Source organism: Pseudorhodobacter aquimaris (assembly GCF_001202025.1).
In the GTDB taxonomy this organism is placed as follows: Bacteria; Pseudomonadota; Alphaproteobacteria; order Rhodobacterales; family Rhodobacteraceae; genus Pseudorhodobacter; species Pseudorhodobacter aquimaris.
On sequence record NZ_LGHS01000029.1, the window covers coordinates 1 to 19365 of the forward strand.

14 protein-coding genes and 1 pseudogene are annotated in these 19365 nt (G+C 59.5%); 5 read left to right on the top strand and 10 right to left on the bottom strand.

From position 1 onward, the window contains the following. Positions 1-21 precede the first annotated feature (21 nt). The 4 genes and pseudogenes from AKU94_RS18990 to pyrH form a co-directional block, all read right to left on the bottom strand. Positions 22-799 (bottom strand): annotated as a pseudogene (locus tag AKU94_RS18990) (transposase); the annotation flags it as partial. Positions 800-1129: 330 nt separating this feature from the next. Beyond that, on the bottom strand, positions 1130-2653 hold the full coding sequence (adh, locus tag AKU94_RS03765; protein ID WP_050526004.1) for an aldehyde dehydrogenase: 1524 nt from the start codon (positions 2651-2653) through the stop codon (positions 1130-1132). A gap of 126 nt (positions 2654-2779) precedes the next feature. Next, the gene (locus AKU94_RS03770) at positions 2780-3739 is read right to left on the bottom strand and encodes a GAF domain-containing protein (RefSeq protein ID WP_083444915.1); all 960 of its coding nucleotides are present in this window, start codon (positions 3737-3739) and stop codon (positions 2780-2782) included. A 96-nt stretch (positions 3740-3835) separates the two neighbouring features. Further along, positions 3836-4573, bottom strand: a complete 738-nt coding sequence (pyrH, locus tag AKU94_RS03775; RefSeq protein WP_050526005.1) for a UMP kinase — start codon at positions 4571-4573, stop codon at positions 3836-3838. A 191-nt stretch (positions 4574-4764) separates the two neighbouring features. On the opposite strand from pyrH, the gene miaA reads away from it, so the two are divergent. The 3 genes from miaA to AKU94_RS03790 all read left to right on the top strand — a co-directional run bounded on the left by miaA (position 4765) and on the right by AKU94_RS03790 (position 8456). Then, positions 4765-5637 (top strand): tRNA (adenosine(37)-N6)-dimethylallyltransferase MiaA, encoded by an 873-nt coding sequence (miaA, locus tag AKU94_RS03780; RefSeq protein WP_050526086.1) that lies wholly within the window; start codon positions 4765-4767, stop codon positions 5635-5637. 124 nt (positions 5638-5761) lie between these two features. After that, positions 5762-6559 carry an AraC family transcriptional regulator gene (locus AKU94_RS03785; protein WP_050526006.1) on the top strand — a complete coding sequence of 266 codons (798 nt, stop codon included), beginning with the start codon at positions 5762-5764 and terminating at the stop codon, positions 6557-6559. Positions 6560-6812: 253 nt separating this feature from the next. Beyond that, complete coding sequence (locus tag AKU94_RS03790; protein WP_050526007.1) at positions 6813-8456, top strand: ABC transporter substrate-binding protein; 1644 nt, start codon at positions 6813-6815, stop codon at positions 8454-8456. A gap of 65 nt (positions 8457-8521) precedes the next feature. Here AKU94_RS03790 and der read toward each other — a convergent pair whose 3' ends face one another. The 3 genes from der to AKU94_RS03805 form a co-directional block, all read right to left on the bottom strand. Beyond that, complete coding sequence (gene der / locus AKU94_RS03795) at positions 8522-10000, bottom strand: ribosome biogenesis GTPase Der (RefSeq protein WP_050526008.1); 1479 nt, start codon at positions 9998-10000, stop codon at positions 8522-8524. Positions 10001-10060: 60 nt separating this feature from the next. Next, positions 10061-11425 carry a PQQ-like beta-propeller repeat protein gene (locus AKU94_RS03800; protein ID WP_232295673.1) on the bottom strand — a complete coding sequence of 455 codons (1365 nt, stop codon included), beginning with the start codon at positions 11423-11425 and terminating at the stop codon, positions 10061-10063. A gap of 81 nt (positions 11426-11506) precedes the next feature. After that, positions 11507-12166, bottom strand: coding sequence for a hypothetical protein (locus AKU94_RS03805; RefSeq protein WP_050526009.1), 660 nt, complete (start codon positions 12164-12166; stop codon positions 11507-11509). Between the two features lie 291 nt (positions 12167-12457). Between AKU94_RS03805 and AKU94_RS03810 the strand changes: the two genes are divergently transcribed. After that, positions 12458-13690: an efflux RND transporter periplasmic adaptor subunit gene (locus AKU94_RS03810; RefSeq protein ID WP_050526010.1), complete on the top strand. Its 1233-nt coding sequence runs from the start codon at positions 12458-12460 to the stop codon at positions 13688-13690. Next, positions 13687-17364, top strand: a complete 3678-nt coding sequence (locus tag AKU94_RS03815; RefSeq protein ID WP_050526011.1) for an efflux RND transporter permease subunit — start codon at positions 13687-13689, stop codon at positions 17362-17364. The genes AKU94_RS03810 and AKU94_RS03815 overlap by 4 nt, the downstream gene beginning before the upstream one ends. Positions 17365-17446: 82 nt before the next feature. Here AKU94_RS03815 and AKU94_RS03820 read toward each other — a convergent pair whose 3' ends face one another. From AKU94_RS03820 to fabG, 3 genes are all read right to left on the bottom strand, one after another. Continuing rightward, positions 17447-17818 carry a hypothetical protein gene (locus AKU94_RS03820; RefSeq protein WP_050526012.1) on the bottom strand — a complete coding sequence of 124 codons (372 nt, stop codon included), beginning with the start codon at positions 17816-17818 and terminating at the stop codon, positions 17447-17449. A 278-nt stretch (positions 17819-18096) separates the two neighbouring features. Further along, positions 18097-18330, bottom strand: coding sequence for an acyl carrier protein (locus tag AKU94_RS03825; protein ID WP_050526013.1), 234 nt, complete (start codon positions 18328-18330; stop codon positions 18097-18099). Positions 18331-18604: 274 nt separating this feature from the next. Next, positions 18605-19342 carry a 3-oxoacyl-ACP reductase FabG gene (gene fabG, locus AKU94_RS03830; RefSeq protein WP_050526014.1) on the bottom strand — a complete coding sequence of 246 codons (738 nt, stop codon included), beginning with the start codon at positions 19340-19342 and terminating at the stop codon, positions 18605-18607. Positions 19343-19365 lie beyond the last annotated feature (23 nt).

The following is a 19365-nucleotide window of genomic DNA, read 5'->3' on the forward strand; positions in this document are numbered from 1 at the left end:
TGTTTACATGCGCGAGAGGGAGGTCATGTTCGGCGCTTCTGGCACCACCTGCGCGTCGGGCTTGTCCCGCTTCATCCTTTTGCGGGGTTTGATCTGTTACCCGGCAGGGCATTGCGTAGCAATGGCCCGAAAGGGCGCAGGTTCAGTTCAAGTTCACAGTAGATGCGGTAAACTCTTTTGTGCCTTCTCATGCATGTGAACATGCACTGCCAGGTAACAGTATCCAAGGCTGCCCCTTCACGTTGCGCAGATGCAGAAAGCATAATCCAGATCCCCAAGTCTTCCGGGCTTCGGTCAGCCCAACAAGCAGATCGGCAATATGCTCATTCTCGTCGCTCAGCAGCGGGCTGTAACGATAGCAGGTCTCGCTGACACCAAAGGCGCGGCAAGCCAGCGCAATGCTGACTGCGCAGCGCGCCACAGCATTCACGGCCATCTCTCGGCGTTGAGATGGCCCGCCTACTTTTTTCCAAGAGCTTCCTTCAGCAAATCAGCCTGCATGCTCAGGTCCGCATACATCCGCTTCAGCCGACGGTTCTCGTTCGGCGCGCTCTCGGACCAATGGCGTTTGCGCCTCACTCCATGGCCTTCATCTGGCTGATCATGGACGCGTCTGTTACCCGGCAGGGTTTTGCAAAGCAAAAGCCCGAGAGGGCATGCCGCCATACTTCGCCCGCCATTTATAGAAGGACGCGTTGCTCATACCGTGCTCGCGGCACAGCTCTGCCACCGGCACGCCACCTTCGCCCTGGCGCAGGATCGAAAGGATCTGCGCCTCAGTGTATCTGCTTTTCTGCATTCAAAATCTCCTCAGACATCTTGCCGAGAAAATTCTACTTATGAAGCCCCTTAATTTTGGGGGGGGATTACCAATAAACTTCGCCATGAAGTGCGCGGTGGTCTCGTTCTGGAACGCATGGATGACTATTGCGCAACGCCCTCTTGCGGTACGCCCGGTGATCCCAACCAGCCAATCGCTGGCTATGGCCGAAATTGCTTATCGTTTCATAGGTGCGATCAGGCGCAGTTTTCACCGCTGTTCAAAAGCCAATTCGCTGCTACGCCATCGGAATGCTGTCCGCCCGTAAAAGGTCTGGCCCCCGCGATAGGATACGGGGGCCAATCAGGATTAGAAGAAACCCAGTTTGTTCGGATTATAGCTGACCAACATATTTTTGGTCTGCTGATAATGATCCAACATCATCTTGTGGTTCTCACGCCCGATACCCGATTGCTTGTAGCCGCCAAAGGCCGCATGGGCGGGATAGGCGTGATAGTTGTTCACCCAGACGCGGCCCGCCTCGATCGCGCGGCCCATGCGGTAACAGGTGTTCATGTCGCGTGACCAGACCCCCGCGCCAAGCCCGTACATCGTGTCATTGGCAATTGCGAGGGCCTCGGCCTCATCCTTGAAGGTGGTGACGGAAACAACGGGACCAAAGATTTCCTCCTGGAACACGCGCATCTTGTTATGGCCTTTGAGGATTGTCGGCTCGATATAATTGCCCCCTGCCAGCTCACCCTTAAACTGCGCGGCCTTGCCGCCGATCAGGACCTCGGCCCCTTCTTCGCGCCCGATGGTGAAATAGGACAATATCTTTTCCTGCTGTGCCTTGCTCGCCTGCGCGCCGACCATGGTTTCAGGATCGCGCGGATCGCCGTGTTTGATGGCTTTGACCCGCTCAATCACCCGCTCCATGAAGGCGTCATAGATATCTTCCTGCACCAGCGCGCGCGACGGGCAGGTGCAGACCTCACCTTGGTTGAAGGCAAAGAGGACAAAGCCCTCAACCGCCTTGTCCAAAAAGGCGTCATCCTCACGCATGATGTCCGAGAAGAACACATTGGGGCTTTTGCCGCCCAGCTCAAGGGTGACAGGGATCAGATTTTCGGTCGCCGCCTGCATAATCGTGCGGCCGGTGGCGGTAGAGCCGGTAAAGGCGATCTTGGCGATCCGTTTCGATGTGGCCAAAGCCGCGCCAACCTCGGCACCGTATCCGTTGACGATATTCAAGACACCGCCAGGCAGCAGGTCATTGATGATCTCGGCCAGCACCATGATCGCCGCCGGAGTTTGTTCAGCCGGTTTCAGGACAACGCAATTGCCCGCCGCCAGCGCCGGCGCCAATTTCCACGCCGCCATCAGGATCGAGAAATTCCACGGGATGATCTGGCCGACAACGCCAAGCGGCTCATGATAGTGATAGGCCACCGTATCGGCGTCGATCTCGCTCATGGAGCCTTCTTGCCCGCGCAGAACGCTTGCGAAATAGCGGAAGTGATCGGCAGCCAGCGGGATATCGGCGGCCATTGTCTCGCGGATCGGCTTACCGTTGTCCCATGTCTCGGCGCGGGCGATCAGCTCCAGGTTCGCCTCGATCGCATCGGCAATCTTGAGCAGCACATTCGCACGCTCGGTGGCTGATTTGCTGCCCCATCCGGCCTTGGCGGCATGGGCAGCATCCAGCGCCAGTTCCACATCAGCCGCGTCCGAGCGTGCGACGTCATTGATCTTTTCACCTGTGATCGGCGTTACATTCTCAAAATAGCGACCATTGACAGGGGCCACGAACTTGCCGCCGATAAAGTTGTCATACCGTGTTTTGAAGGGCGACGTATATGTGCCCGCCTCGGTGTGCGCGATGTCTTTCATGATTGTTCCTCCAAACGTCCCAAGTCCTCCACCTGGGATTAGGACCATCATGACCAGCTTTAAGGCCCGCGTCATCATGGCAAAACCGGAACTCTGCCAGTTGTGTATCAGGGGTGAGACAGTCCGTCAGCTTTCGTGCAAGCCAAGCCGTTTCATCCGGCGGTAAAGCGTGGCGCGCCCCACCCCAAGCTGACGTGCCGCCTGTGAGACATTGCCATCCGCCCGCGCCAAGGCCCGCACCACGGCGGCCTTTTCGGCACGCTCAAACCCTGTCGGGCCATCCTCTCGCCCAAGAATATCGCGCGCAGGGCGCGGCGTCAGCGGGCCGGTCGCGGCCAGACCAAAGGCTCGGCGCGCCTCACGCGTGGCGCCGATCACAAGGTCGTGGTCATCAATCGCCAAAAGCGTGGCAGAGCCGGTATCATCGCAATCGGCAACCACAATCCGTGCCGCGTTAAATGTGGCGCGAAAATTGGCCTCCTCAATCGCGCGGGCGGTTTGGGCAACCTGCGCGGCGATCAGCCGGTTAAACGCCTCGGTCTGGTCCACCCGCGCCGAGGATACGTCCAGTGCCGCCATAATCTGCCCCTGCGCGCCAAAGATCGGCGCGTCGATGCAGCTCATCCCCGTGTTGCGGGCATAGAAATGTTCGTCCTGATGGATGATGACCCGCCTGCTTTCGGTCAGGCAGGTGCCAATGCCATTGGTGCCCTCGCGTTGCTCACTCCAATCGGCACCTTTGCGCAGGCCCCAACTGTCGAAAACCGGCTTGTCGGCCGCGGATATACGTTGATCCAGCACCACGCCATCCACATCCGACAGTAAAACCGCGCAACCCGACTGCCCCACCAGCGAATAAAGCATATCCAGACGCGGGGCTGCGATCATCATGAAGGTGTCATTCGCCGCAAGACGCGCCGAGAGTGCGGCCTCTTCGATCACCTCGGGCGGGCGGCGGTCATCAGGGTCCAGCCCGTATTTCAGGACCGAACGATGCCAGCTTGCCGCAATTTGCGACCGTGCCGCCGCCGAGGCAGAATCCGCTACCTCAAGAACTTTGCCCGCATGGGAGGTCTTATGTCGCATGGATATCCCGACCAAGAGCTGTGTTTCAGGATGTTACGAAACCTTTGCAGATTTCGCAACAATCCTGTTTACCCCCGCAGGATGCCCACGCCCGGCTTAGCCATGCACCTTGGTATAGGTGCCCTGTCCGGCCAAAATCCCGCGAAAACCGCCGGGCTCATCAAGGCTGAACACGATGATCGGCAGGTTATTATCTCGCGCCAATGCGATGGCCGAGGCATCCATGACCCCAAGATGCTTTTGCAAGACCTCGTCATAGGTCACGTTCTCATAGCGTTTGGCATCGGCAAATTTCTTGGGGTCTTTGTCATAGACGCCGTCAACCTTGGTGCCCTTGAAGATCGCCTCACAGGCCATCTCGTTGGCGCGCAGCGTGGCCGCCGTGTCGGTGGTGAAATAGGGGTTACCGGTGCCCGCAGCAAATATGCAGACGCGCTTTTTTTCAAGGTGGCGCACGGCGCGGCGGCGGATGTAGGGTTCGCAAACCTGATCCATTGGAATGGCGGAAATCACGCGGGTGTGGATCTTTAGCGCCTCCAAGGCCGCCTGCATCGCCAGCGCGTTCATCACCGTGGCCAGCATGCCCATGTAATCGGCGGTCGTCCGCTCCATCCCTTGGGCCGAACCTTGCAACCCGCGAAAGATATTGCCGCCGCCGATCACCATGCAGATCTCGACGCCCAGATCATGCACCGATTTCACCTCTTGCGCGATGCGGGCAACGGTTGGCGGATGCAGCCCGTAGCCTTGATCCCCCATCAACGCCTCACCCGAGATTTTGAGCATGACACGGCCATGGGTGGTGACGGGCAATTCAGTGAGATTGACGGGCATTGCAGCATTCCTGACAGGCTGGCGCCGGTTCACCGTGACGCGCAGCCACGGCTGTGCAATGAGGGAATCCAGACGGGGTTTATCTGTCGCGTAAAATGTCGCAAAACGGCGGCAGGTTCAACAGTCCAAAACCCGCAAGCCGCCAAAAGCCCGTCCGGAACCGCGACAGCCCAGAGAAAAGTGAGCCAAACGTGATCGAAACCATCTCAACCGAGCGTCCGGTCTTGATCGCCGGCCCGACGGCAAGCGGCAAATCGGCGCTGGCCGCCGCGATTGTGGAACGCTCGGGCGGGGTGGTGGTCAATGCCGATGCCTTGCAGGTTTACGGCTGCTGGCGGTTGTTGACCGCACGGCCAAGCAAGGCCGAAGAGGCCGCCCTGCCCCACCGGCTTTACGGGCATATCGGGCGCGATGATCCCTATTCCGTTGGCCACTGGCTGCGGGAGGTGGCACGCGTGATTGCTGAGGGCGCGCGCCCTGTGATCGTGGGCGGGACGGGACTTTATTTCAGCGCCCTGACCGAAGGTCTGGCAGAGATCCCGGAAATCCCGCCCGCGACCCGCGCCCTTGCCGATGCCCGCCGGCTCCATGAGGGAATGACAGGCATGCTGGACGAGCTCGACGCCCCCACCCGCGCCCGCATCGATCAGCGCAACCCCGCAAGGGTGCAGCGCGCTTGGGAGGTTCTGCACGCCACCGGCCGCGGTTTGGCGGATTGGCAGGCCGATACAGCCCCCCCGTTGATGCCGCTGGCGGATGTGGAACCGATTGTGCTGCGCCCCGATGTCGGTTGGCTCAATGCCCGTATTGACCGGCGTTTCGATATGATGATGACCCAAGGCGCGCTGGAAGAAGTGCGCGCCGAATTGCCGACATGGGATCCCTTGCGCCCTTCGGCCCGTGCCATTGGCGCGCCGGAACTGGTGGCTTATCTGCGCGCCGAAACCGGGCTGGATGAGGCGATTGGCGCGGCCAAGCTTGCCTCGCGCCAATATGCGAAACGACAACGGACATGGTTCCGCAATCGGATGAAAAACTGGATCTCGCTCGATCCCGCCGCGTAAATTGGTACTTGCATGGCAAACCTGTGGATAAATCTGTGGATGTGTTCGATTTTCACTATTTTTAGCTTGGGACATGACCCCGCTGCTGCTTAAATTGCATCATCAAGCAAGGGATAGCCCCGATATGAATGATCTTTCAGCCCTGTCACAATTGCGCTTTGTCGCGATCCCCCGTCTTGCCGCGCAAGGGCGCTGGCGTGTGGAGGCGATGCGGTCCCTGTCCGAGCCGGTGCTGCTTTGGTTCACCAAAGGGCAAGGCCGGATCACCATCGCCGGATCGACTCGGGGCTATACCGCGCATAACGCGGTGTTCATCCCGCCAGGCGTCATGCATGGGTTCGAAGTGGGGCCACAGGTTTTTGGCACGGCCGTGTTCTTTGGCCGCAACTGCAGCCTGCCCTTGCCCAAGGCGCCGCAACACCTGCGCATCCGTGAGGCATCGGCCCAGCAAGAACTGAACATGACGCTTGATGCCATCCAGCGCGAAATGAACAGCGATACCCCCGCCCATGACCGCGCGACACTGCACCATCTTGGCTTGCTGAGCGTCTGGCTGGAACGTCAGGTCCATAAAGCAGGCGGCGAGATGCGCGACAGCGACGCCGCAGGGCGGCTGGTTGCACGCTATGCCAATCTTTTGGAACGCAATTTCAAATCAGGCATGGGCGTTGCCGAATTTGCCGAAGCCCTGGGCGTGACCCCGACGCATTTGACCCGCTGTTGCAAACAGACCTGCGGCAAGCCTGCCTCGAATCTGCTCCATGACCGCCTGATCTTTGAGGCGAGCACGCTGCTTTGCGACACCAAGACACCGGTTGGCAAGATCGCATCCGATCTCGGCTTTGCCTCCCCCGCCTATTTCACCCGCGCCTTTCAGCACAAGACCGGGAAATCCCCTTCGGCGTTCCGAAAACAGGCCTGACCGGTTGCACCGCAAAGGCACAGTGGCTAACAGTGATAAATGTTGTTTTTTTTGACAAGTTCTCGCCCTGCTGGTGACAGGCAACTGCGGTTTTGAATCGTTTTGGGCAGCGCTACGGATTGACTGCCGGGAAAAACCGCGCAGAATTAGAGATCTGCCAAGGTCTTCTGTCATCACCCACCAATTTACCAAGATGCGATCCGCCCCGGCCTGAAAGACCGAAGCGAAGTGCCAAACATTCGGGGAGAATGCTGTGACACAGACGACGCGAAACCTACATCCGGCGGCCCTTGCCTATGCCGCCGAAGTTGGCGCAGGCACGCTTGATCGGCGTGACTTCCTGACACGCGCCTGCGCCTTGGGTATCGCAGCCCCCACAGCTTACGGCCTTTTGGGCCTTGCCGCCCCGCAAGCCAACGCTGCAACGCCCATACCGGGCGGCGTTTTGCGCATGGCGATGGAGACCAGAAACCTTAGGGATCCGCGCACCGCTGACTGGTCGCAGATCGCCAATTTCACACGGGGATGGCTGGAATATCTGGTGGAATACAACGCCGATGGCACGCTTCGCGGCATGTTGTTGGAAAGCTGGAAAACAAATGAGGATGCGACTGAATACTGGCTGACCCTCCGCAAGGGGGTAACCTGGAACAATGGCGATGCCTTTACCGCCCATGATGTCGCCCATAACATCACCCGCTGGTGCGATGGCAGGGTCAGGGGCAACTCCATGTCCGCACGTATGAGCGCGCTAGTTGACCCCGCAATCAACACCGCAGCCGAGGGTGCAATCTCGGTCATTGATGACCACACCGTCAAGCTGACGCTGAACGCGCCAGATATCGCCTTGATTGTGAATATGTCCGACTATCCTGCGGCAGTGGTGCACCCCTCTTATGACGATGGCGACCCCTCGTTGAACCCGATCGGAACCGGTCCCTATTTGCCTGAAACCAATCTGGTTGGTCTACGCCAAAGCTTGCTACGCAATAGCGCGCATGGATGGTGGGGGACAGAGGTTTACGGCGGACCATATCTGGATAGAATTGATTACATCGACCTTGGCACCGACCCCGGTGCCGCCATCGCGGCCGCGCGTGCAGAAGAAATTGACGCGACCTATCAATCCATTGGCGATTTTATCGAAATTCTCGATGATCTCGGCTGGGAAAAATCGGAAATCGATACAGCCGCCACGATTACTCTGCGTTTCAACCAAAACGCCGAGGAATACAAGGACCTGCGCGTCCGCCGCGCGCTTGCGATGGCCGTCGACAATGGTATCATCCTTGAGCTTGGCTATAGCAACCTTGGCACGGTTGCACAGAACCATCATGTCTGTGACATCCACCCCGAATATGCCGCGCTTCCGCCTTTGAAGGCAGATCCGAAGGCGGCTCTGGCCCTTCTGACAGAGGCTGGGATGGCGGATTTCGAGTTTGAGCTGCACTCCCTTGATGACACATGGCAAGCCAGAACAAGCGATGCGGTGGCGGCCCAGTTGCGCGATGCCGGCATCAGGGTAAAGCGGACGATGCATCCGGGTATAACCATTTCTACCGACTGGAAAAAATTTCCCTTCTCGGCAACCGAATGGAATATGCGGCCCCTTGGCGTGCAAATCCTGACGCTCGCTTATCGCACGGGCGGCGCATGGAATGAGACAGCCTTTTCAGATGCAGAATTCGATACGCTTTTGGCACAGGCCAATGCCATCGCCGACGCCGATGATCGCCGCGTGGTGATGAAACGGCTGGAGGAAATCCTGCAAGACCAAGCTGTCATGATACAGCCCTACTGGCGCAAGCTTTATAGGCACGTCGATCCAAAGGTGAAAGGTGCCGAAATGCACCCGACCTTTGAGCACCATCATTACAAATGGTGGATTGAAGTCTGACCCAAGCAAACGGGATAAGATTTCCGCATGCGCAGCAAAAAAGGGGGCCAAGCCCCCCTTTGATTTCAAAACCGTTTATCGGGATCTTTTGACGCCTTGTGCTTGCGCAAGCGGCTTGGCGTGTGAAATTTCTTGTCCTTAAAGGGGTTCCTGTCGCCCTGCCCGCGCAGCGTGATACGAATCGGCGTGCCTGGCATATCAAAGTGATCGCGCAGCCCGTTGACCAGATACCGCTTATAGCTTTCCTGCATCAAATCGGGATGGGAGCACATGACAACAAACCCCGGTGGACGGGTTTTCACCTGGGTCATATAGCGCAGCTTGATCCGCCGCCCGCCCGGTGCCGGTGGCGGGTGCGCCTCGGTCATGGCTTGGAGCCAGGTATTCAGCCGGTTGGTCGGAATACGCCGGTTCCAGATGTCATGCGCACGCATGATCGCCCCGTGCAGACGGTCCAACCCGCGCCCCGTTTTGGCCGAAACGGTCACAAGCGGCGCACCCCGAAGCTGTGGCAATAACCGCTCAAAGCTTTCGCGCAGCTCGGCAAGCTTTTCCTGCTTTTCGTCTTCAAGGTCCCATTTGTTGACCGCCACAACAACGGCGCGGCCCTCGGTCTCCGCGAAATCGGCGATGCGCAGGTCTTGTTGTTCAAAGGGGATCTCGACATCCAGCAGGACCACGATCACCTCGGCAAAACGCACCGCACGAAGCCCGTCCGAAACCGACATCTTTTCCAGCTTGTCGTTGATCCGCGCTTTTTTGCGCATCCCAGCGGTATCGAAAATCCGCGTTGGCGTGCCGTACCAATCTGTTTTGACCGAGATCGCATCACGGGTGATCCCCGCCTCCGGCCCTGTCAAAAGTCGCTCTTGCCCGATGATCTTGTTGATCAGCGTCGACTTTCCGGCATTGGGGCGCCCGATGACTGCGATTTGCAACGGCTTGTCAATGGTCGGCTTGTGCCATTCGGGATCGGCCTCAAGATCGGCCTCATCCTCGGGGATATCCACATCGACAATGGGCGCATCTGCCTCGGCGCGGGCCTCGAACTCGGAACTGATCGGGCGCAACACGTGATAAAGGTCATCGACCCCTTCGCCATGTTCTGCCGACAAGCGCAAGGGTTCGCCCAGACCAAGCGACCAGGCATCAATCGCGCCGACATCGCCCGCCTTGCCCTCGGCCTTGTTCACGCCCAGAATAACCCGCGCCCCACGTTTGCGCAGGATATCGGCAAAGACCAGATCCGTCGCGGTCACGCCTGCACGCCCGTCAATCAGGAACAGACAGACATCGGCCATATCAACGGCACGTTCCGTCAGGCGGCGCATACGCCCCTGAAGGCTGTCATCGGTCACATCCTCAAGCCCCGCCGTGTCGATCACGGTAAAGCGCATGTCAAATATCTTGGCATCGCCTTCGCGCAAATCACGGGTCACGCCGGGTTGGTCATCGACCAACGCCAGCCTGCGCCCCACGAGGCGGTTGAAAAGAGTAGATTTGCCCACATTGGGGCGGCCAACTATGGCAAGGGTAAAGCTCATCTCGGCCCCTCCGGGGGCTTGGGTCAGGTCATCAATCCTTGGCCATACACCGCTTGGGCCTTAACGGAAAGCGTGAAGTTGGCCATTTTCCGAAACGATATACATTACCCCGCCTGCAAAGGCAGGTGCCGCAGCCGCGCCGCCGGGCAATTCCACCGTTCCGACAAGCGCGCCGTTGACGGGGTTGAACATCCGAACCACGCCATCGCCCGAAGCAACAATCAGCCGCCCGCCTGCCAGTACCGGCCCGTAATGCGCCGTGATCCGCGACAGTTTCTTGGCCTTTGTGGCCTCAAAATAAGGCATCTCAACGGACCAGATCGGTTCGCCGGTCTCGGCGTCCAGCCGCACCAGCCTTGCCTCATCCGAGATCAGAAAGACAGAGCCGCCGACCGGCAGAACCGCACCATAAGCCGCCTCGCGGGCCGACCATTTCTCGGTTCCCGATGCGGTTTCCACCGCCATCAAACGCCCGCTTTGGTTGCCCATATAGGTGGTCTTGCCATCAACCACCGGATCGCCGGTGATATCGGTCACACCCGTATGCCCACGACCAAGGCGCTGCCCCACCACATTTGCCGTCCAAAGCTGGATACCGCCGGTTTTCAGCGCGGCCGTCACCGTCCCGTTACCCGAAGGAATCAGCACCGTTCGTGCCGTCACCGCAGGGGCTGCCGAAGCGATCATACCCGAAGGAGACGGTACCCCCGGCAGTTGCCATTGCACCTTGCCGGTTTTGGCATTGATCGCCCAGGCCGTATTGTTCCGCCCGACGACATAGACCACACCATCCGCCACCGTCGGCGTTCCCGCCGCAGGCGAATTGATGTTCTGCCGCCAGATCACGCCGCCGGTTGCCGGGTCAATCGCCACCACCTCGCCGTGGGCCGTGGTCGCAAACAGCCGCCCCTCGCCGAATGCAAGCCCGCCACCCGACACATCACCGCGCGCGCTCTCTGGTTTCAGGTTCGCAGTCCACAGCAACGCGCCCGAGGTCGACACCGCCGAGACCCCCGTGGTGGCATCCATTGTGAACACCCGCCCCCCCGCAACGACAGGCGCGGCAGAAATGCGGTATTTGCGACTGTTGCCACTGCCGATATTCGCCGACCAGATCCGTGCAGGTGCCGATGACAGGGCCACATGCGGCATCAGATGCGCGGCATTGCCGGCCCGGTGGGTCCAATCAGCATTGGCACGCGCAGCAGGCAGGTTGATCGCGACAGACCGGTTTTCAATCATGCCAAAGCTGTCGGTTGGCTGCGCCTCACCCTCGGCGCGGATCGAATCAGAGAGCGGCGTGCGGGGGTTGAACCGCTCCCCCTCAAGGATAAGTTCCTTTTCGCAGCCCGCGAGCAGCGCCAGCCCGGCCATCAGGCACAGGGTTCTGCCTGCCTTGTTCCGCGTATCAAAGAAAGAAGTCATCTTCTATCTACCCTTTGTCTTGGCGCCCGTTTGCGCGATATGTTCCATCGGCTGCGCATCAAATGCAAGCGAATGCCCGCATTAACCTTCTGCCGTCTCGCCGCCCAAGGCCGCGATCATCTGGGCCGCACGTTGGCGCAGGCCTGTCGGTGCCTCCTGATCTTGCGAAAGCGCGCGCAGTTGCGAAATCGCCCCTGCGTCATCTCCGGTTTCCACCATCAGATAGGCCAGTTGCTCCAGCGCCAAGGTGCGGAAGGGGCGGCCGGGAATTGCCAGCGGATCAAGGGCCGCACGGCGGGCAGAAATCTCCATGTCCGTTCCCGCAAGGATAACACGGCGCAGGGTTGCCAGATCGCGGTAGGTCGGGGCCAAACGCGTATCGGCAATCACGGCATCCAGCGCGGCCAATATGCTTGCCTTGTCGCCCGTGGCATCCGAGGCAACCAGCAGCTTTTGCAGCGCCAGCCTGTCAGCCTCCCCCCCCGCAGCAATATCCGCGCCGACAAGGGCAGCGCGACGTGCCGATGGCGTGTCCTGATCCAGCGCGTCCAGCAATGCATCACCAAAGGCCTCGGATTCGGCCGCGCGGCTTGCTTTTTGCCATTCGGTATAAGCAGCCCCACCCACGATCAAGACCACCAATAATGCCCCGATCCAGCCGTACTTGCGAAACATCGCAAAAAGTCGGTCGCGGCGGACCTCTTCGGTGACCTCTTCAATGAAGCTTTCTGGATTACTCACGCCTGTCTCCAATTCTTTGAAACCGTCTTACACGCAAGGCCAAGGGCTTGCCAAGCCCCGGCCCGCTTCTACCTGTCCGCGACCACCCCCGTTAGGCTTGTTTTTAGGGAAATAATCCGTCATCCAGCGCGTAGGCCCTCCCAAGCGGTGATGCAACATCGGGGCAAGAAACTTGCGGGGCGCGGAAAAATACTTACTCTGCACTCACCCTTTCAGAGTATAGCCACGCAAAGAGCCATCTCCCGGTCAGGCTGTTGATGCCCCTTTTGCGGGCCCAAGATAAGGTAAACTATGCGCCTCTTTCCCGTTGTCACCGCAATTCTGGTTTCCCTTTCATTGTTCTTACTGGTCTTCCAGCGTGAGCGCCTGCTGGCCTTTGTCACCGGCAATGATGCGGCCGAAACCCGCCCCGATCTGCCGGTGGATGCCCCGGAGAGCGCGCCCGAGGCACGCCTGTCCGTTCTGGTGCAGCGCAGCACCGCCCAGCCCGTGGACAGCATGATCTTGGCTCGTGGCCAGACCGAGGCCGCGCGTCAGGTGATTGTCAAATCGGAAACCTCCGGTCTTATCATCTCCGAGCCCCTGCGCCGCGGCGCCTATGTCAGCGCGGGCCAGCCGCTTTGCGTGCTCGATACCGGCACCCGCGAGACCCAATTGATGGAAGCCGAGGCCCGCAAGCTAGAGGCGCAAAGCCGTCTGCCCGAGGCCGAAGCGCGCCTGATCGAAGCGCGCGCCATGTTGGCCGAGGCAGAGATCAACGCCCGTGCCGCAGCCAAACTGATCGAGGGCGGCTTTGCCTCGGAAACCCGGGTGGCGGCGACAACGGCGGCGGTTGAAAGCGCCCGCGCCGGTATCAATTCGGCCCAATCGGGGGTGACGGCGGCGACATCAGGCATCCGCGCCGCCGAGGCTGCGGTTGAGGCCGCCCGCCGCGAGATCGCGCGGCTGACCCTAAGCGCGCCTTTCGGGGGCCTGTTGGAAACCGATACCGCCGAGCTGGGCGCGTTGCTGCAACCGGGATCTCCTTGTGCAACCGTGATCCAGCTGGACCCGATCAAGCTGGTGGGATTTCTGGCCGAAACCGATGTCGATAAGGTCAGCGTGGGCGCAATGGCACAGGCGCGGCTGGCCTCGGGGCATGAAACCCTTGGGCGGGTGACATTCCTGAGCCGCTCTGCCGACCCCTTGACCCGCACCTTTCGGGTAGAGGTCACGGTGCCCAACGGCGGCCTTGCGATCCGCGACGGGCAGACCGCCGAGCTGATGATCGCCACCGAGGGCAAGCCTGCGCATCTGCTGCCGGCCTCATCCCTGACGCTGGATGATGACGGGCGGCTTGGCCTGCGGGTGGTGGATGGCGACAGCAACCGCGTGGCCTTTGTGCCCGTCACCTTGCTGCGCGATACGCCCCAAGGGGTCTGGGTCACGGGCCTGCCGGATGTCGCCGATGTGATCGTCGTGGGGCAGGAATATGTCGTTGCGGGCATTGCCGTCGATGTCACCTATGAGGACGCCGCCCAATGACCGGCCTTATCGACTGGGCCGCCAATCGCGCCCGCATGGTGATCGCCTTTGTGGCACTTTCGCTGATGGCGGGCGCTTTTGCCTATACCTCTCTGCCCAAAGAAGGCGAGCCGGACATCGAAATTCCGGCTCTTTTTGTTTCTGTCCCCTTTCCCGGCATTTCGGCGGCTGACAGCGAAACCCTTCTGGTCAAGGTGATGGAGACAGAGCTTTCAGGCCTTGACGGGTTGAAAACCATTTCCGGCACCGCCGCCGAAAATTATGGCGGTGTGGCGCTGGAATTCGAATTCGGCTGGGACAAGACCAAGATCATCGCCGATGTGCGCGACAAGATGAACACGGCCGAGGCGAAATTTCCCGATGGGGCCGATAAATACAGCATCACCGAGATCAATTTCTCCGAATTCCCGATCATCATCATCGCGCTTTCCGGTCAGGTGCCCGAGCGCACGCTGCTGCGCGCTGCCAAATCCATGCAGGACCGGATTGAGGGGATGGACGCCGTCCTCAAGGTGGAGCTGGCCGGACACCGCGACGAGATGCTGGAGGTTGAAATCGACCCCCTGCGGCTTGAGGCTTATAACGTTACCGCCGCCGAGCTGGTCGCCGTTGTGCGCAACAACAACCAGTTGATCGCGGCGGGAGAGGTGGAAACCGACAATGGCGCCTATTCGGTCAAGATCCCCTCCTCCTTCAAAACACCGGCGCAGGTTTATGCGCTGCCGGTCAAGGTGAATGGTGACCGCGTTGTGACACTGGGCGATCTGGCCAATATCCGCCTGACGTTTGAGGATCGCACCGGCACCGCGCGGTTTAACGGCGAAACCACGGTCGCGCTTCAGGTGGTCAAACGCAAGGGTTTCAACCTGATCGACACCGCCGCCGAGGTCCGCGCCCTTGTCGAAGAGGAACGCGCCACATGGCCCCAAGACATGCGCAACGCGGTAGAGATAAAGGCCTCTCTCGATCAATCCAATCAGGTCAAAAGCATGGTCAGCCAGTTGGAAGGCTCTGTTCTGACGGCGATTGCACTGGTGATGATCGTGGTACTGGCCTCGCTGGGCACGCGCTCGGCGCTTTTGGTGGGTTTTGCGATTCCGACCTCTTTCCTGTTGTGCTTTGTGCTGTTGGCGGCGATGGGGATTACGGTGTCCAACATTGTGATGTTCGGGCTTATTCTGGCGGTGGGGATGCTGGTCGACGGGGCGATCGTGATCGTGGAATATGCCGATACGCGTATCTCCGAAGGCTCTGGGCCGATGGCGGCTTATACCGAGGCGGCCAAGAGGATGTTCTGGCCGGTGGTCTCCTCAACCGCGACCACGCTTTGCGCCTTTTTGCCGATGCTGTTCTGGCCCGGCGTCCCCGGAGAGTTCATGGGCATGTTGCCCGTCACGCTGATCTTTGTGCTTTCGGCCAGCCTGATCGTGGCGCTGATCTATCTGCCGGTCTTGGGCGGGGTGTCGGGCCGTATCAGCCGTCAGTTTGAAGGGGCCGCAAAGCGGCTTGCTCCCCTGCCATGGATGCTGCGCGCGGCCCTTGTGCCGCCTGCGATCTATCTGGTGTTTCTGGGCGCGATGCAGCTTTTGAACCCCGCCTATCTGCTGGGCGATCTCGCCCCCACGGGGGCGATGACCCCGGTGCCCGGTGCGCTGATGTTTGTGCTGGGGGGCGCGCTGACCTCCATCACCATGACTGCCGCCACGCCAAAGCGCGCCCCCGGCAAGATCAAAGGCAGCTACCGGCGCACCCCTTTTGGTCATTTCACCAAGGCGATTGCGGGAAATCCGGTGATGCCGCTTGTCTCGGTCGTCGCGGTTCTGGGGGTGGTCGGTTTCACCTTCAACTATTACGCCACCCATTCCAAAGGGGTGGAGTTTTTCGTCGAATCAGAGATCGAACAGGCCATCGTCTATGTCCGTGCGCGCGGGAACCTATCGCTGGCGGAAAAGGATGTGCTGCTACGTCAGGCCGAAGATGTGATCTTGCAAACCGAAGGGGTCGACAGCGTCTTTGCCTTTGCCGGTGAGGGCGGGCTGAATTCAAATACCGGCGGTGCGAATGAACCGCGCGACACCATCGGGCAGGTTCAGGTGGAAATGATCCCTTGGGAAGACCGCGCCGATCAACCCGCATTGGACGGCGATCTGGTGATGGCGCGGATCATGGAAGAACTTACGCGCATCCCCGGCATCCAGACCGAATATCTGGCGCAAAGCCGTGGACCTGCCAGCGGCAAGCCTATCCACCTGCGGCTGAAGGGGGATGATTTCGCCGCATTGGAACAAGCCGTTATAACGGTCCGCAACAAGCTGGCCCTGATGCCCGCGATCGTCGGGGTAGAGGATACCCTCCCCCTGCCCGGCATTGACTGGCAGATTGATGTCGATGTCGAGAAAGCCGGCCGTTTCGGGGCCGATGTGGCCAGCGTTGGCGGTATGGTGCAGCTTGTGACACGGGGGATCTTGCTGGATACGATGCGCGTCGACAGCTCGGACGAGGAAATAGAGATTCGCGTGCGCCTGCCCGCAAAGGACCGCCTGCTCTCGACGCTCGATACGTTGAAGCTGCGCACCAATGACGGGCTGGTGCCCCTGTCCAATTTCATCACCCGCACCCCTGTGCCCAAGCTGGGCCGGATTGATCGCGTGAACCAAACCCGCCACTATGACGTAAAGGCAGATGTCATGGCGGGTTTTGCCACCGTCAAGGAAAACGGCACCATCATCGGCCTGGCCAAAGCCCGCGAGGAAAACAGCACCACCCCGCGCGATCTGGCAGGCGGTGATTACGGATATACCCTTGTAAGCGCTGACAAGCCCTTGGACGCGTTGGACCGCACGAGCCTTATCCTTGAGCCGGTCAACGCGAATGAACGTATCACCCGCCTGACCGAATGGCTGACCGAAGCCGATCCTCTGCCCGATGGCGTCGAATGGGAATGGACCGGCGACCAAGAGGATCAGGCCGAAAGCGGTGCCTTTCTTGCCAAGGCCTTTGCGGGCGCGCTGGCCTTGATGTTCATCATCCTGCTGGCGCAGTTCAACAGCTTTTACAATGCGGTTCTGGTGTTGATTGCAGTGGTACTTTCGACCACCGGCGTCCTGATCGGTATGTTGGTGATGGAGCAGACCTTTTCCATCATCATGACCGGCACCGGCATTGTCGCGCTGGCCGGGATCGTGGTGAACAACAATATCGTGTTGATCGATACCTATCAGGACTTCAGCCGCTATATGCCCAAGCTCGAGGCGATTATCCGCACCGCCGAACAGCGCATCCGGCCGGTTTTGCTGACAACCATTACCACCATGGCAGGGCTGGCACCGATGATGTTCGGCCTTAGCCTCGACTTCATCCATGGCGGCTATTCCATCGACAGCCCAACGGCCCTTTGGTGGAAACAACTGGCAACGGCGGTGGTTTTCGGCCTTGGCATCGCAACCGTTCTGACCTTGATCTTTACCCCCGCCCTCTTGGCGCTGCGGGTGTGGTTCGGCATTGGCGCATACCGCAGTATCGCCGCGCTCACGGCCCTGTCCAAGGGGGCCGACAGTCAGGCCGCCCGCGACATCGCGCTTGATCGGGCCGCGCGCAAAATCGACTCCGTCTTGTTGATCTGGGACGACGAAGGCACAAAGCCCGCAGAGGAACGAATCCTAACCCGCCCATAACATCCGCAGTGTGATTGAGCAGTTTGGACGTGAAACATGGCCGCCCGTTTTAGGCAGCCAATATACCGGTCATTGCAGCGCTTTAAACTTTTGTTTCAGCTGCAAACATCGACTGTGCGGCGGCATAGCCTTCAGTCGCGATAGAGCTCAAGGTTTCCAGGAGGCTGGCCTCATCGGTGCTGTCCTCTTCCGCTTCAAGTGCTTCGAACAGGCTTTGCAGCAGTGCTTCGGGATCTGCATCGCTGCTTATATTGGACGCGCTGTCTTCTTCTGGTGGGGGTGGAGGTGGCGGTGGCCGGTTCTCGGCGGCCTGCGACTTGCCCGCGTCTTCTGTGCCGGAAACGCCACCGACAACCTGTCCGCTCTTTGCTGTTTCACTTGTTGGCGAAGTGATTTGGCCGGCACTCGTAAGTTGGCCGAGGTAAAGGTTTTGTGAGCCAATGCTCGAAATCATAATAGAGGTTCCTTTCTCATTACGCAGCCCTTTGATAGGATCAATCCCCTAACGATGAGCTAAACGTAAATATTGAAACATCCATAGATAACAGCCATTCGGAAAAAATTAGAAACTTTCCAGTGGTTATGCCCCCCACAATGCAGTGGCCACAATGGATGGGCGCGACAAGCCGCCAGCAAAGAAAAAGCCCGCAGCGTGAAACTGCGGGCTTTGATTTTAACGCAAATGGGCGACCCGAAGGCTACCGAAGTGCAAATCCTAAGGATCTATCGATCTCAAGACGCGCTTGAGATGAACTTGACCGCATCGCCAAAGGTTTGGATGGTTTCAGCAGCATCATCCGGAATTTCGATCCCGAACTCTTCCTCAAAAGCCATAACCAGCTCGACGGTATCAAGGCTGTCCGCGCCCAGATCGTCAATAAACGAGGCGTTTTCAACGACCTTATCTTCTTCGACGCCCAGATGCTCGACGACGATCTTCTTAACGCGGTCAGCGATGTCGCTCATGTCAATTCCTCATGCAGTTACGGGCATCATCGCCCGATCTTAATCTCGTGCTCTATAAGAGCGGCTCATCCCGAAACCATCGGGAAACCAGAACGCGTTACACGCCCTAGCCTTATTAACGCCGCCTATAACACGTTCCAGTGCCATGGCAAACGCTTTCGGTTGCAGGATGTAGGGCCATTTGCCCCCCCAGATCAAGAGGCTGCGGCGCTTTCGCGCGCATTTCCTTGTCAAAATCTGGCCACAGTTGCGGCAAATGGCCCAAAATCACGTCTTAAATCATCGCCATTCCGCCGTTTACATGCAGCGTTGTCCCCGTGACATAGCCCGCCTCGGGGCTGGCCAGATAAAGGCACGCGGATGCAATCTCATTCACATCCCCCATGCGACCGGCGGGAACCTGGGTAAGAATCTTGGCCTTTTGGTCGTCTGTCAGCTTTTCGGTCATCGCTGTGGTGATAAAGCCCGGTGCCACACAGTTCACGGTGATTCCACGGCTTGCCACCTCATAGGCGAGGCTTTTGGACATGCCGACCATCCCCGCCTTGGAGGCCGCATAATTGGCCTGCCCCGGATTGCCCGTTGTACCCACAACGCTGGAGATATTCACGATCCGGCCCCAACGCGCCTTCATCATCCCGCGCAAGACACCTCGACACAAACGGAAGGTCGAGGTCAGGTTGACCTCCAGCACACTGGCCCATTCGTCATCGGACATGCGCATGAACAGGTTGTCACGGGTAATGCCTGCGTTGTTTACCAGCACATCGACCGATCCCATCGCCGCCGCTGCCGCCTTGGGCAGGGCCTCGACACTTGCCGCATCCGAAAGGTTGCAGGTCAGCACATGGGCGCGGCTGCCCAGCTCGGATGCCAGCGCCTCCAGCGGGGCCTCCCGCGTGCCCGAAAGCGCGACGGTTGCGCCCGCCGCATGCAGCTTGCGCGCAATCTCGCCACCGATTCCGCCCGAGGCGCCGGTCACCAGCGCATTCTTTCCTGTCAGATCAAACATATAAATTCCTTTCTCTAAATAGC

What these genes read in the sequence shown, in the direction of transcription:
- AKU94_RS03810 (WP_050526010.1), top strand. Translation starts at nt 12,458, where the DNA reads ATGCGCCTCTTTCCCGTTGTCACCGCAATTCTGGTTTCCCTTTCATTG.
- adh (WP_050526004.1), bottom strand. Translation starts at nt 2,653, where the DNA reads ATGAAAGACATCGCGCACACCGAGGCGGGCACATATACGTCGCCCTTC.
- AKU94_RS03785 (WP_050526006.1), top strand. Translation starts at nt 5,762, where the DNA reads ATGAATGATCTTTCAGCCCTGTCACAATTGCGCTTTGTCGCGATCCCC.
- AKU94_RS03815 (WP_050526011.1), top strand. Translation starts at nt 13,687, where the DNA reads ATGACCGGCCTTATCGACTGGGCCGCCAATCGCGCCCGCATGGTGATC.
- der (WP_050526008.1), bottom strand. Translation starts at nt 10,000, where the DNA reads ATGAGCTTTACCCTTGCCATAGTTGGCCGCCCCAATGTGGGCAAATCT.
- pyrH (WP_050526005.1), bottom strand. Translation starts at nt 4,573, where the DNA reads ATGCCCGTCAATCTCACTGAATTGCCCGTCACCACCCATGGCCGTGTC.
- AKU94_RS03820 (WP_050526012.1), bottom strand. Translation starts at nt 17,818, where the DNA reads ATGATTTCGAGCATTGGCTCACAAAACCTTTACCTCGGCCAACTTACG.
- AKU94_RS03800 (WP_232295673.1), bottom strand. Translation starts at nt 11,425, where the DNA reads ATGACTTCTTTCTTTGATACGCGGAACAAGGCAGGCAGAACCCTGTGC.
- AKU94_RS03770 (WP_083444915.1), bottom strand. Translation starts at nt 3,739, where the DNA reads ATGCGACATAAGACCTCCCATGCGGGCAAAGTTCTTGAGGTAGCGGAT.
- fabG (WP_050526014.1), bottom strand. Translation starts at nt 19,342, where the DNA reads ATGTTTGATCTGACAGGAAAGAATGCGCTGGTGACCGGCGCCTCGGGC.
- AKU94_RS03825 (WP_050526013.1), bottom strand. Translation starts at nt 18,330, where the DNA reads ATGAGCGACATCGCTGACCGCGTTAAGAAGATCGTCGTCGAGCATCTG.